The sequence below is a fragment of the Dyadobacter sp. BE31 genome (assembly GCF_031457695.1).
GTDB lineage: Bacteria > Bacteroidota > Bacteroidia > Cytophagales > Spirosomataceae > Dyadobacter.
Genome location: NZ_JAVDXA010000001.1, coordinates 1,980,732 through 1,994,544, shown reverse-complemented (window position 1 = coordinate 1,994,544; position 13,813 = coordinate 1,980,732). Strand labels below are relative to the sequence as shown.

Here is a 13,813-nt window from a genome sequence, read left to right as displayed (position 1 = left end):
GGTTATGAGACGGATTATAGTTATAAGTATGATGCTCTTACTGGCACGCTGCAATGCTCCTAAGCCAACACATAATCCGACAGCTACCGAATCTCCTGTTGCCTTAAAGGCTCCTTCGAGTTTAATGTACGCCGATATTGATCCGTTTATTCACGTTGACGACCTGACGAAGAACGAATTGATTCAGCTTTTCGCAAAAATGTATCAGGCCGACCAGCAATACCGCGATAGCCTGAACAATGGCCGGAAAGAAAATGAGACCTTTTTCCTGCAAAAAATGAGGGCTAATGACGAGGCGAATTTGAAGGTCCTTGATAATATTATCCAAAAACATGGCTGGCCATACAAGAGTGTCTTCGGAGAAGAAGCCGCGGATACGGCCTGGCTTATCATCTGGCATCACCGAGGCAAACGAAGTGTCCTTTGCCGTCACTTTGATCTGATGGAAAAGGCGGTCAACGAAGGTGAAATGAGTGCCTCGGCATTTCAGCAGATTAAAGATCAAGTGGAACTGCTATCCCCCGATCAGATCGACTATTAGCGTAATGCTTGCGGAATAGTCTGGTAAATCGGGCAATCGGCATCATGGGCGCCGGGCAGATAGCCGGTACTCATCAAAAATTCATTCACAATCTCGCCGCCGGTAAATTTGAAGGTTTTCTTGAATAGTTTGACCCATTGTTCTTTCGTCAGCGGGTGATGCGCGTCGATCCAGCCTTTGAATGAGCCGTATTCCTGTTTCAATTCGAGGATCTTCTGTGCATTCACAATAGCTGCATTCACTTTCAGACGGTTCCGTACGATGCCCGGATCAGCCAGGAGCCGCTCGCGGTCGGCTTCGTCGTACGCAGCTACTTTTTCAATGGAAAAATTATCGTAGGCGGCCCGAAAGCTGTCTTGCTTGCGCAGCATCAGCGTCCAGCTAAGGCCTGCCTGGTTGATTTCCAGCAAGAGACGCCCGAAGAGCTCGTCATCGTCTTCAATCGGGAAGCCGTACTGGTTGTCGTGGTAATGCTTGTGGAGCAGGTAGTCAGCCTGCTCCGAGGGGTTGTTGATGATGTAAGTGCAATATGACATCGCGGTGATTGTTAGGATCTTGTCCTTTAAAATAGCTTATTTCAAAATGCCGACCTGAACCTCGGTAATGTTCCGGTCGGGGTTTTCGAAATCCATATTCAGATAAATTTCCCGGCTCTGCCCCGACATACCAAGCTTTTGCGACATAATTTCGCCGAACAGCGCGCCATAGGTGCTAACCAGCCCATCCCAGCTTCCATAAAGTTCTTCGCTAATGCATTGAAACGTTTCAAGCTGCTTTAACTGGTACGGCGAGTCAATAGTGTGTGATGGTGGTGTGACCGGCAATGCGATCGTCAATGTAAAAACGGTATCAGGCCGGCCGTCGGCGCCTTCATAAACCCAGTAAACCGGACCGGTGATTTCGAGCTCGTTACGGATGGCATCCTGATACATTTTCCGGGCTTCTACACGCACATACTGGGAAATTTCCTGGAATGAAGTCCGGGTTTCGAAGTACAGAACGTGAATGGGCTGGATGGTTTTCGTTTGCATGGCTAACAGATGTTTATGCAAAAGACAAACCTGCGAGTGACAACCCTATGTCAGCAGCATTTCAGTTTTTTTCTGCGTGCCTTCGCGCTTTCATTCTGCGCACCTGCTGCTGCATCCAGGGATAGCTGATGTACACGACTTTCGTCGCGCCTATGCCTATGCCCGCACCCATGAGCACGTCCGCGAGCCAGTGGTGATTGCCCAGCACGCGCATGGCGCCTACCGTAGTAGCAGTGCCGTAACCGCCTATACTATATAATATGCTCCGCTGGCCGTATTCCTCGTGCAGGATCGTCGCGTTGGTGAATGCGGTCGTCGCATGGCCGGAAGGGAAGGAATGGTTGTCTTCCCCATTGGGTCGCGGATATTTCACAATGCGTTTCAGGCTTTGCGTAACACCCTGGGCGATCACGTTGGAAAGTATGGCCAGAATGACCTGGTCTCCCAGTTTATGCTTCCCCTTCACGCCAGCGGACGCCAGCCCGAGGCTCACCACACCTGGCGCATAAGGCAGGAATTCATCCACCTTCGTGCGGTAATCGGGATAATTGGAAACGACACGCTCCTGCAAATGCCGGCTGATTTTGCCCTGAACAATAAGGCCCGCAAGGCCGAGTGTGACGGGTGGAATAACATCCCCGGCCGTTACTTTCCAAAGCTTGGTAGAATCCTGCTGGGCAAATGCCGTTTGCGGAAGAATTTGAATGCAAAGAAAAAGGCATATCAAATATGCCTTTAAAGTTTTTGGAGTCATAAAATAGCTTCTCTCACACGTACAAGTCTTTCCAGTAGTCCTTCCAGCTGATCGAGCGGGAGCATATTGGCACCGTCGGATTTGGCTTCGGCGGGGTTGAAATGGGTTTCGATAAAAAGGCCATCGGCGCCCACAGCGATGGCGGCTTTGGCGATCGTTTCGATCAACTTCGGTTTGCCACCTGTTACGCCGGATGTTTGATTGGGCTGTTGTAATGAATGCGTGCAGTCCATTACCACCGGTACACCGAATGCGGCCATTTCGGGGAGATTACGGTAATCCACCACCAAGTCGCCGTAGCCGAAGCTGTTGCCGCGGTCGGTGAGGATCACTTGCGCGTCCGGATTTACCTCATTGATTTTTTCAGCAGCGAATTTCATGGATGCGCCCGAAAGGAATTGACCTTTTTTCACATTTACAGCCTTGCCCGTGCGTGCAGCTGCGGCGAGAAGCTCCGTCTGGCGGCAGAGGAACGCCGGGATTTGCAGTACGTCCACATACTCAGCGGCGAAGGCAGCTTCGTGCGATTCGTGGATGTCGGTAACAGTAGGAATGCCGAATGCCTGACGTACTTCCTGCAAGATTTTCAGTGCTTTTTCATCGCCGATCCCGGTAAAAGAATCGATCTTGGTGCGGTTGGCCTTGCGATAAGAACCCTTGAATATATAAGGAATGCGAAGGCGGTCGGTAACGGTTACGATATGCTCGGCGATCCGCAGGGCCATATCCCGTCCTTCTATCGCACAGGGGCCTGCCAAGAGGAAAAAGTTGGTCGAATCGGTATTTTTCAACTTCGGTATCGAGATCATACTGGTGTTGGTATAGATATTGATAAATGTTTTGCGAATGTACGGCTATCCGTCCTGTTCTCTTTGCAGTGTGGATATTTCTTGAAATTAAACCCTTCTAAAAGGCTGATTTCCTGCTTTTTTTTATTTTAAACCGGGATTGTGCAATAAAATGAAGTGTTTAAAAAATTTTTGAAAAAGTGAACTGAAATATCTTTCTTTGTGGCGATTTTAACCAAAAAGTGATTATAAAATGTCAGCAATTGCAGAAAGAGTTAAGCAAATTATCGTCGAAAAACTCGGCGTAGAAGAGTCGGAGGTTACACCGGAAGCAAACTTCCAGAACGACTTGGGAGCGGACTCTCTAGACACCGTTGAGTTGATTATGGAATTCGAAAAAGAATTCAATCTTTCTATCCCTGACGATCAGGCAGAGAACATCGGTACAGTTGGTCAGGCTGTTGCATATCTGGAAGAAAACGTGAAGTAATCCGGTTTTTACCAGTACAATCTTCTATTTCTGTCCCAATTTTATGAGTTTTAAGCGAGTTGTAATTACAGGTATGGGCGCATTGACGCCCGTTGGCAATGATGTTCCTACCTTTTGGTCAAATCTGGTTGCAGGCGTAAGCGGTGCAGCCTCCATCACGCGGTTCGATGCTGAAAAGTTTCGTACGCGTTTCGCCTGTGAGGTGAAGGGATTGGACGTTACTAATTACATACCGCGGCAAGAAGCCCGTAAAATGGACCCCTTTACACAATACGCCGTCATCGCAGCTGATGAAGCGATGAAGGACGCCGGCTTTGACGCAGATACGCTTGATCTCGACAAAGCCGGTGTAATTTGGGGCTCCGGTATCGGTGGTCTCAAAACTTTCGAGGAAGAAGTGATGAACTATTCCGAGAACGGCAGAACTCCCCGTTTCAATCCTTTCTTTATCCCGAAAATGATCGTCGACAGCGCTTCCGGCGTATTGTCGATCCGGTACGGTTTCCGGGGGCCCAATTTTATCACGGTATCGGCTTGTGCTTCGGCTACCAATGCATTGATCGACGCATTCAACTATATCAAACTCGGTTTGATGAATGTGTGTATCTCCGGCGGTTCGGAAGCGGCGGTTACGATTGCCGGCGTGGGCGGTTTCAATGCATTAAAGGCATTGTCCGAAAGAAACGATTCGCCTGAAACTGCTTCGCGCCCTTACGATAAGGACCGTGACGGTTTCGTGCTTGGAGAAGGCGGAGCGGCGATTATCTTGGAAGAACTCGAACATGCGAAAGCACGAGGAGCCAAAATTTACGCCGAAATGATCGGTGCGGGGATGTCGTCCGACGCCTATCACATCACTGCTCCGCACCCGGAAGGGCTCGGCGCTTACATTGTAATGAAGAATGCAGTCGAAAATGCAGGTATCAGGCCTGAGGAGATCGATTACATCAATACCCACGGTACATCTACCCCGATCGGTGATCCGCAGGAGATCAAAGCCATAGAAAAATTCTTCGGCGAGCATGCATATGATCTGAATATCAGCTCTACGAAATCGATGACAGGGCATTTATTGGGAGGAGCAGGAGCGATTGAAGCTGCCGCCTGTATCATGGCGATCAAAGACCAGGTCGTGCCGCCTACCATTAACCACTTTACCGACGACCCGGAAATCAATCCGCGGTTGAAGCTTACATTCAACAAAGCTGAAAAACGTCGCGTAAATATCGCTTTGAGCAATACTTTCGGTTTCGGAGGTCATAATGCGTCAGTCGTTTTCAAGAAATACGAAGACTGATTAAATCCCTACCATTGGCAAAGCGAATTCTTATACCGATACTTTCCCTATTCAGGACCGGAAGTGCTGAGGACAAAAAATTTAAGGAGTCGATTGCGCATGTTATAGGCGACAAGCCTTCTAATCTCGGCGTTTATCAGCTGGCTTTCAGGCATACTTCCGCTTCCCGCGAGACCGCTATTAAAGGTTTCAGGGAGTCGAACGAGCGTTTGGAATACCTGGGCGACGCGGTGCTGGGGATGGTGGTAGCGGAATTTCTTTTTACCAAATATCCCTACAAAGACGAAGGGTTCCTCACCGAAATCCGCTCACGAATCGTGAATCGCGAGTCGCTGAACCAGATTTCGCGCAAGCTGGGCCTCGACCGCCTGATCGAATACGATGGCAACCGCCGGGGTATGTCGCCACGCTCGTCCATGTACGGGGATGCGCTCGAAGCATTCGTAGGTGCTATTTACCTCGATAAGGGCTTCCGTTTTACGCGAACCTTCATTATCAGTAAGCTCATCACGCATTACGATCTGGATAGCATTATCCAGAACAATGTGAACTTCAAAAGCCTCATCATCGAATGGGCGCAGCGCGAGGGAAAGGAAATCCGTTTCGAGATACTCGAAGAACGGGGCACCCGCCACCACCGCGAATTCATTTCACAAATTCTCGTCAACGACGAGCCTTTCGCAACAGGCAATGGCTTTACCAAGAAAAAAGCCGAGCAATCCGCATCGGAGCAAGCCTGTGCGATCCTTGAATTGAAATAACCTTACTTGTTTTTGAATGTCCGCTCATTGGTTTTCCGATGGGCTAATGGCGTTTTTGTCACTTTGCAAAGTTGCCAACCGGTCATTTTGTCTGTATTGAAAAGTGTTTTTAGCTCAAATCGGCCATTTTGTCGCTATTTTTTCGCTTTTTCAGGCCCGGAACAGAAGTTGTTAGATAGAGGGCATAACCGCGAGGTTAGAAGAAATTGAAAAAACTAAAAACAAAAACCTTATAGCAATGAGCACATTAGTCAAACATTTCGCAGGTCCTTCTTATTTGAACGGATTTTTTGGTAAGGATCTTTTTAACGAGTACAACACTCCTGCATTTGCAGGCACCGTACCAGCTGTGAACGTGGTTGAAAACGAAGAAGGTTTCCGCATCGAAGTAGCGGCTCCCGGCCTTCAAAAATCTGACTTCAAACTGAACCTCGACAAAAATCAACTGACCATTTCAGCTGAGAAAGAGCAGAAGGAAGAGAACAAAAACGAGAAGTACACGAGGAAAGAATTCAAATACACCTCTTTCCAAAGAACCTTCACTTTGCCTAACACCGTTGACGGCGACAGGATCGAGGCTAACTATGCCGATGGTATCCTGAGCATCGCATTGCCGAAACGTGAGGAAGCGAAAGAAAAACCAGCCCGCCTGATCGAGATCGCTTAATAGGCCGGACTTACATAATGGGCGTTATTCGAAAGGATAACGCCTTTTTTGTGACGCCGATGGATAATCCCCTGGCAGGATATTTTAGTAAATTCCCAAATGAAATATCTTTGTTAAAAGATGTTAAACGAATCTACGACGGGAATAATTTGTTGAACGATTTACGTTATTTGTCCATAAAAATATAACCCCAACATATGTCTATGAAAACAAATTGGAAAGGTTTGGTGTTGGTTGGGTTGATTTCAAGTGCGTCAACCATAGCTGGCTACAAACTACTTGGTCCTGATAGTGATAGAGATGTAATTTTTAAAGAAGCGGCTTCCGAAAATATAGCACGTTTTACGTCGGCAGGAGCTCCGGCTGGTGCTCCGGGCGATTTCGTTTATGCAGCGGAGGCTACCACGCCGACGGTTGTGCACATCAAATCGACCGTTACCCGCCAGGCCTACCGCGGCCAACAGATCCCCGATATTTTCCGGGATTTCTTCGGCGATGATTTCGGAGGCGGCCAACGCGGCCCGCAGCAATCGGAAGCGACAGGTTCGGGCGTAATCATTTCAAATGATGGATACATTGTTACCAACAACCACGTGGTGGAAGGAGCTCAGGAGCTGGAAGTGACTTTGCATAATAAAAGCAAATTCCGTGCGAAGGTGATTGGTACCGACCCTTCTACGGACATTGCGGTGATTAAAATTGAAGGAAAAGACCTGCCAGCCGTAACGCTGGGCAATTCCGACGCTGTGAAAGTAGGGGAGTGGGTGGTTGCCGTGGGTAACCCTTTTAACCTCGAATCTACTGTGACAGCCGGTATCGTAAGTGCCAAAGGCCGTGGGCTGGGTATTATCGGCCAATCGAGCCGTCGTAACAATATGACGCCTACTTCGGCCGCTGCGGGTGATTCACCGCTGGAATCGTTCATTCAGACAGACGCCGTTGTGAACCCTGGAAACAGTGGTGGTGCATTGGTGAACCTGAAAGGCGAGCTGATCGGCATCAATACCGCTATTGCCAGTCCAACAGGTAGCTTCGCAGGTTACGCATTCGCCGTGCCTTCGAGCATCGTGAAAAAAGTATCGAGCGATCTGATCAAATTCGGTAATGTACAACGTGGTTACCTGGGTATTGCCCTCGACGACCTCGACAGCCGCAAGGCCGAAGAATACGGCGTGAAAGTGAACGATGGCGTGTACGTACGTGACTTCACCGAAAACAGCGCGGCGAAAGCAGGCGGAGTGAACAAAGGTGACGTGATCGTGAAGGTAGACGGTATGAACGTACACTCGATCCCGGAATTGCAGCAATCGATCGGTCTGCACAAGCCTGGTGATAAAGTGAATGTGACCGTAAACCGCGATGGAAAAGAGAAAGACCTGACCATTACGCTACGTAACCGCACTGGTGGTTCTGAAATCATCAAACGCGACGAATCTGCTGCGGTAATGAGCTCGCTGGGTGCGCAGTTCGGCAACCTGAGCGATCAGGAGAAACAAAGATTGTCGCGCTACAAAATTGATGGGGGTGTGAAAGTGCTCTCTATCGACGGCGGCAAGTTTGCACGCTCCCAGGTGGAAGAAGGATTCATCATCACCAAAGTGAATGGAAAGGCTGTTAAAACTGTGAAAGAATTCGAAGCGGCCATTGCCGGCAAAGAAGAATCGATGGTGCAGTTTGAAGGACTTTACCCTGACGCCCCTTACGATGTTTACTCGTTCGGATTCAGGTTGTAATTCAAATTGAATGCATAAAGAAAGGGCTGCGATGATCACCATCGCAGCCCTTCTTGTTTTAAGACCACTTGCTGCTATTAAAGCAGGAATTTGAGCTTAATCACTTCTTTCTCGGTCAGGAAGCGCCATTTGCCGCGTGGCAGGTCCTTTTTGTTCAAACCTGCGAAAACGGTGCGGTCGAGTTTCTGGACTTCGTAACCCAAATGCTCGAACATACGGCGAACAATGCGGTTGCGACCGCTGTGGATTTCGAGGCCCACGACCTGCGCATCCGGTGTCACCAAACCTACTTCGTCGGGACGAATGAAACCGTCTTCCAGTTCGACACCTGCTTGCAGTTGCTCAAAATCCTCTGTTGCAATAGGCTTGTCGAGTTCTGCCTGGTAAATCTTCTTGATACCACTTGATGGGTGCGTGAGCTTTTCAGCCAGTTCTCCATCATTGGTAAGCAGCAACAGGCCGGTTGTATTGCGGTCGAGGCGGCCTACCGGATACACGCGCTCGGAGCACGCGCCAGCGATCAGGTCGAGCACGGTTTTGCGCTCTTCGGGATCGTCGGTAGTGGTAATGTAATCCTTCGGTTTGTTAATGAGGATGTACACCATTTTCTCCGGGTTCAATGCCTTTTTGCCGTATTTTACCACGTCGGTAGGGCGCACTTTGTAGCCCATTTCGGTGATGATCTTGCCATTCACCGAAATCTGGCCCGAAGAAATCAGATCATCGGCCTCGCGACGGGAGCAAATGCCCGCATTAGCGATGTAGCGGTTCAGGCGAATCTCGTCGGTTTCTTCCTTATCCTTATGTCTTGCCGAGGGCTTCTTTTTAGCCTCGTAATTGTCGAGATTATAGCGCGGTGCCGTTTCGTACCGTCCTACTCGTCTCTCCAACCCGCTGCGATCCTGCTCTTCACTGTCCTGGAACCGGGAGCGGTAGGGTTTGTCGTCCCTATCTTCTTTTTTTTTAAAAGAGCCCTCGTTGCGATCGAATGATCGGGCCGGACGCTCGCTGCGATCGCCACGCGGCTTGAACTCACGGTCGCCATTTTCTCTGTCAGAACGTGGTTTGAACTCGCGGTCGCTATGGTCTCTGTCAGAACGTGGTTTGAACTCGCGGTCGCCATGGTCTCTGTCGAAACGTGGTTTGAACTCGCGATCACCGTTACTCCTTTCCGGGCGTGATTTGAAATCACGCGAATCTCTGTCCGGACGTGGTCTGAACTCGCGCTCGTCATTATCGCGATCGAAGCGCGGTTTGAACTCGCGGTTGCGGTCCCCGCCGAAGCTACTTCTTTCCGGACGATCACCGAATGGCTTTCTGTCGCCGGAACGGTCACCTCCACGGTCGTTGGAGCGAAAATCTTTTTTACCAAAATCCTTTTTAAAGCCACGCTCGGCAGAATCGCCTTCGCGGCGGAAGGGGCGGTCATTACCTCCTTTGTCCCATTTCTTGAAATCGGGTTTACCGAAACCTGAGCGCTCATCGCGTGGCCGCTCATGATCGAAGCTCGGACGTGCTTTTTGTCCCTTGTTTTCGGCAGGGGCTGAAAAACGCATACTGGATTTTTTGATGCTGGGTTTGCTGAACCGGCTTTCGGTTTCAGGCTTTGCGCGCTTGAAGAAGCCGCCTCCGCCTTGGGAGCCTTTGGAATTGTTTCTGTTTCTCATTAGGAATGCAGTATCACTACTGGATTTATTTCCTCTTACAAATTTACCTTGTAACCGATTAGTGCTTTAATTCGCACAAAATGGTATGAATTGCCACTAAAACTGGTTAGCCAACGTATCTGATGGTCAGAGTACTAGTGTTGAAAAAAATTAGCCTGCAAAGATACGGGAATTTTTCCGGGTAAAAATATTTGAATGTGTTTATGTCAAAAATGATATAGAAACGTTTATAAGTACTATCGGAGAAATGCGGTCGGAAATGGCCATTTTTACCTAACTAAACCTTCATTAACAAGTGAATTATGTCAGCTGAGGCGCAACCGTTGTGGAAACCGGGAAGGAACCTGTTGGAACAGTCCAATCTGAAAAAATATATGGACTGGCTGTTTGTCAAAAAGGGCCTCTATTTCCGCTCTTATCACGATCTGTGGGAGTGGTCGGTGACCGACCTGGAAGATTTCTGGGAGAGTCTTTGGAACTACTTTAATATCAAATCACACGATTTGTACCTCGAAGTGCTGCAAAAGCCCCTAAGCGGCATGATCGGCACACGCTGGTTTACCCGAGCCAAGCTGAACTACGCCGAACATATTTTTAGAAACAAAACCAAAGAACGGCCTGCGATTATTTTCCAGTCGGAAAAAGCGGAACTCGTGGAGATCTCCTGGGAAACGCTGGAAGTGCAGGTGGCCGCCGTTTCGACCTGGCTGAAACAGCGGGGTGTGAAGCCGGGCGACCGCGTGGCGGCAGTGTTACCTAACATTCCCGAGGCCGTAGTCGCATTCCTGGCTGCCAATGCCGTGGGCGCGGTATGGTCGTCATGTTCCCCCGATTTTGGCAAACCGGCCATTACCGAACGTTTTGCGCAGATCGAACCGAAGGTATTGTTTACGGTAGACGGCTACGTTTACAATGGTAAAACCTACGACATTACCTCATTCGCCAGCGAGCTTTCTGCGGCCCTCCCCAGTGTGGCCGATACGGTGCTGATCAATAACATATTCTCCGAATCGCGTCCCGAGCGTTTTACGGCCTGGGACGATATCCTGCATTTCGAGAATTTCGGTATCGATTTCGAGCCTGTTCCATTCGATCATCCGATCTGGATTCTCTATTCCTCGGGAACAACGGCCAAACCGAAAGCCATTACCCATAGCGTCGGCGGCTGCCTGATCGAACATTTGAAAGCGCTCATGTTGCATCAGAACGTGAAACCGGGCGACCGGTATTTCTGGTACTCTACCACCGGCTGGATGATGTGGAATTACGCATTGAGCTCGTTGCTTTGCGGCGGTACGTTGGTCATGTATGACGGCGCACCGGCTTATCCGTCATCGCAAGTGCTCTGGACTTTGGCCGAAAAAGCCAAAATCACGCATTTCGGTAGCGGGGCAGCATTCTTCATTGCCTCTATGAAAAGTGGCGTGAGCATTACCTCCGAGCGTTTGAATCATCTGGAAACGATCGGATCAACCGGCTCGCCGCTGCCTCCTGAGGCGTTTGAATGGATTTATAAACAAGTCAAAAAAGATGTGTGGCTGATCTCCCTGAGCGGGGGCACGGACGTGTGCAGCGCGTTCGTAGGCGGCTGCCCGCTTCTGCCCGTGTACTCGGGCGAAATCCAATGCCGGATGCTTGGGGCCAGGATTGAGGCGTTCGGTGAGGATGGAAAACCGGTGTTGAACGAACTGGGCGAAATGGTAATCACTCAGCCGATGCCCTCGATGCCTATTTATTTCTGGAACGACGAGCACGACGAAAAATACCTTTCCAGCTATTTCGAAATGTACCCGCTGGTGTGGCGGCATGGCGACTGGATTAAAATCACGGACCGGAAGTCGGTGATTATTTACGGCCGTTCGGACGCTACTTTGAACCGCGGTGGCGTCCGCATCGGTACCGCCGAGATTTACCGGGCCGTGGAAAGCATTCCCGAGGTGAAGGACAGTCTGGCTGTTTACCTGGAAAAATCGAACGGAGAGGGGACGATATCGCTGTTTGTCGTCCTCGCCATGGGTAAGGAGCTTACCGAAGATTTGAAGAAGCAGATTAAAGACACTTTGCGCACCCAATACAGCCCGCGGCACGTGCCCGACACGATTGAGCAGGTGGGCGATATCCCTTACACGATCAACGGCAAAAAGATGGAAGCGCCGATGAAGCGGATATTGATGGGGCAGGATCCGGCCAAGTGCATTAATATCGATACCATGCGCAATCCCGAATCATTGAAGGCATTCATCTAGAAATACGCACAGTTGGTCTGTTAACGCCTTGCATTCATTTGCATTAGGCAACCAAAATCGTTTAATTCACGTTGGGGAAATAGCCAATTCCCACGACGCCAGCCGATATTCCTAATTTTTACAGGTATGAATTCACATAGCCCCCAACCCCCCATTCAGAACTCGAAATCCGTAGTTCGTTTGCCTATCATCATCGCGATCACGCTGGCGGCGGGTGTGCTGCTGGGAAGTACGTTTTTCAGCGGTGGGAAGAAACTGTCTGACGTGGCGAAAGGTTACGGCAAGTTCAGGGAGGTGCTGATGCTGGTGGAAAATAATTACGTCGATTCTGTGAACACCGAGGAACTGGTGGATTTCTCCATCTCCAAAATGCTCGAAAAGCTCGATCCCCACACGGCTTATTTCAATGCCGAAGAGGCTACTGCGGCACGGTCGCAATTGGAATCGGGTTTTGACGGTATCGGCGTCGAGTTCAATATTTACAATGACACGGTATATGTGGTAACCCCGCTCAGCGGCGGCCCGTCTGAGGCGGCCGGTATCCAGAGCGGCGACCGCATTATTTCGGTGAATAAAGAAAATCTGTCGGGTCCGGGCGTTACCAATGCGCAGGTGTACAAGCTGTTGCGTGGTAAACGTGGTACAAAAGTGGATCTGTCGATAGAAAGGGTTGGGTTAAAAGACAAAATGAATTTCGCCGTAGTGCGTGATCGTATTCCTACCTATTCGGTGGACGCTTCCTACATGGTGGATCAGGAAATAGGATATATCAAAGTGAGTCGTTTCTCGGAAACCACTTTCGATGAATTCAAATCCGCATTGAAAACATTGAAGGCGGAAGGCCTGAAAAACCTCATCCTGGACCTTCGCGGCAACCCCGGTGGCTATATGGAACGCGCCACGAGCATGGCCGATGAATTTATCGCAGGAGATAAGCTACTGGTTTATACCGAAGGCAAAGACAGCCGCTTCGACCGCAAGACCCGCTCGCATGTGGACGGTCTTTTTGAGCAGGGCCCATTGATCGTACTTGTGGACGAAGGCAGCGCATCGGCTTCCGAAATCCTTGCGGGCGCATTACAAGACCATGACCGTGCATTAGTGGTAGGAAGAAGGTCTTACGGAAAAGGACTGGTTCAAATGCCGATCAAGTTGTCGGACGGCTCCGAACTGCGCCTGACGATTTCGCGCTATTACACGCCAAGCGGCCGCAGCATTCAGAAACCCTATGAAATGGGCAAAGGCGAAGATTATAGTCAGGACCTGGCGCACCGGTATGAAAGCGGCGAATTATTCAACGTCGACAGCATCAAGTTTGATAAAAGCAAGGTGTATAAAACCGATGGCGGCCGTATTGTGTACGGCGGAGGCGGTATTACCCCGGATATTTTCGTGGCAAAAGATACTTTGATGAACAGCAAATACCTGTTTGAACTGTATTCCAAAAACATTATCCGTGAATATGCGCTGCGCTACGCCAACGAAAACCAGAAGAGGCTCGAAAAACAGCCATTTAAGGAATATCTGAAATCATTCCAGGTGTCCGATGCGATGCTGGCCGAGTTGGTGAAAGACGCTTCGAAGGCCGGTATTAAGCCCAATGAAAAAGAGCTGAACTTGTCTAAATCGCTCATTACCTCGCAAACTAAGGCGATCATCGGTCGCTATGTGTGGGGAAGAAAGCAAAAGAATGGTTTGAACAACGAGGTATTCCAGGTTCTCAACCCGAGCGATAACGTCTACCAGCGTGCAGTACAGCTTTTCTCACAAGCGGCACAGCTGGAAAAAGGCGAGTTCAGCAGTTTGAATATTCCCAAAAGCAAAAAGTAAAATTCACT

Annotated in this window: 13 protein-coding genes; 8 read left to right on the top strand and 5 right to left on the bottom strand. The window is 49.6% G+C overall.

What is annotated here, in order from left to right; genetic code table 11:
• Window positions 1-28: 28 nt before the first annotated feature.
• Window positions 29-541, top strand: coding sequence for a hypothetical protein (locus J2Y43_RS08495; RefSeq protein WP_309992682.1), 513 nt, complete (start codon window positions 29-31; stop codon window positions 539-541).
• Here the strand turns inward: J2Y43_RS08495 and J2Y43_RS08490 are convergent.
• The 4 genes from J2Y43_RS08490 to kdsA all read right to left on the bottom strand — a co-directional run bounded on the left by J2Y43_RS08490 (window position 538) and on the right by kdsA (window position 3,135).
• Window positions 538-1,077, bottom strand: a complete 540-nt coding sequence (locus J2Y43_RS08490; protein WP_309992683.1) for a DNA-3-methyladenine glycosylase I — start codon at window positions 1,075-1,077, stop codon at window positions 538-540. The genes J2Y43_RS08495 and J2Y43_RS08490 overlap by 4 nt on opposite strands.
• 36 nt (window positions 1,078-1,113) lie before the next feature.
• Window positions 1,114-1,572 (bottom strand): GyrI-like domain-containing protein, encoded by a 459-nt coding sequence (locus tag J2Y43_RS08485; protein WP_309992686.1) that lies wholly within the window; start codon window positions 1,570-1,572, stop codon window positions 1,114-1,116.
• Window positions 1,573-1,633: 61 nt separating this feature from the next.
• Window positions 1,634-2,326 (bottom strand): phosphatase PAP2 family protein, encoded by a 693-nt coding sequence (locus J2Y43_RS08480; protein WP_309992688.1) that lies wholly within the window; start codon window positions 2,324-2,326, stop codon window positions 1,634-1,636.
• Window positions 2,323-3,135, bottom strand: a complete 813-nt coding sequence (kdsA, locus tag J2Y43_RS08475) for a 3-deoxy-8-phosphooctulonate synthase (RefSeq protein ID WP_309992691.1) — start codon at window positions 3,133-3,135, stop codon at window positions 2,323-2,325. Before kdsA ends, J2Y43_RS08480 begins: the two co-directional genes overlap by 4 nt.
• Window positions 3,136-3,367: 232 nt before the next feature.
• Here kdsA and J2Y43_RS08470 point away from each other — a divergent pair, with 232 nt between their 5' ends.
• The 5 genes from J2Y43_RS08470 (at window position 3,368) to J2Y43_RS08450 (ending at window position 8,062) form a co-directional block, all read left to right on the top strand.
• Window positions 3,368-3,604 carry an acyl carrier protein gene (locus J2Y43_RS08470; RefSeq protein ID WP_015813362.1) on the top strand — a complete coding sequence of 79 codons (237 nt, stop codon included), beginning with the start codon at window positions 3,368-3,370 and terminating at the stop codon, window positions 3,602-3,604.
• Between the two features lie 43 nt (window positions 3,605-3,647).
• Window positions 3,648-4,901 (top strand): beta-ketoacyl-ACP synthase II, encoded by a 1,254-nt coding sequence (gene fabF / locus J2Y43_RS08465; protein WP_309992700.1) that lies wholly within the window; start codon window positions 3,648-3,650, stop codon window positions 4,899-4,901.
• Window positions 4,902-4,915: 14 nt separating this feature from the next.
• Window positions 4,916-5,662, top strand: a complete 747-nt coding sequence (gene rnc, locus J2Y43_RS08460; RefSeq protein ID WP_223406370.1) for a ribonuclease III — start codon at window positions 4,916-4,918, stop codon at window positions 5,660-5,662.
• A 238-nt stretch (window positions 5,663-5,900) separates the two neighbouring features.
• Window positions 5,901-6,329, top strand: a complete 429-nt coding sequence (locus tag J2Y43_RS08455) for an Hsp20/alpha crystallin family protein (protein ID WP_309992704.1) — start codon at window positions 5,901-5,903, stop codon at window positions 6,327-6,329.
• A gap of 203 nt (window positions 6,330-6,532) precedes the next feature.
• Window positions 6,533-8,062 (top strand): Do family serine endopeptidase, encoded by a 1,530-nt coding sequence (locus J2Y43_RS08450; protein WP_223406374.1) that lies wholly within the window; start codon window positions 6,533-6,535, stop codon window positions 8,060-8,062.
• A 77-nt stretch (window positions 8,063-8,139) separates the two neighbouring features.
• Here J2Y43_RS08450 and J2Y43_RS08445 read toward each other — a convergent pair whose 3' ends face one another.
• A complete protein-coding gene (locus J2Y43_RS08445; protein WP_309992707.1) occupies window positions 8,140-9,729 on the bottom strand; it encodes a pseudouridine synthase in 1,590 nt (529 codons plus the stop codon).
• A 302-nt stretch (window positions 9,730-10,031) separates the two neighbouring features.
• Here J2Y43_RS08445 and J2Y43_RS08440 point away from each other — a divergent pair, with 302 nt between their 5' ends.
• Together J2Y43_RS08440 and J2Y43_RS08435 are read left to right on the top strand one after the other, a co-directional pair.
• The gene (locus J2Y43_RS08440; RefSeq protein ID WP_309992709.1) at window positions 10,032-11,975 is read left to right on the top strand and encodes an acetoacetate--CoA ligase; all 1,944 of its coding nucleotides are present in this window, start codon (window positions 10,032-10,034) and stop codon (window positions 11,973-11,975) included.
• A 126-nt stretch (window positions 11,976-12,101) separates the two neighbouring features.
• Window positions 12,102-13,805 carry a S41 family peptidase gene (locus tag J2Y43_RS08435; RefSeq protein ID WP_309992711.1) on the top strand — a complete coding sequence of 568 codons (1,704 nt, stop codon included), beginning with the start codon at window positions 12,102-12,104 and terminating at the stop codon, window positions 13,803-13,805.
• Window positions 13,806-13,813 lie beyond the last annotated feature (8 nt).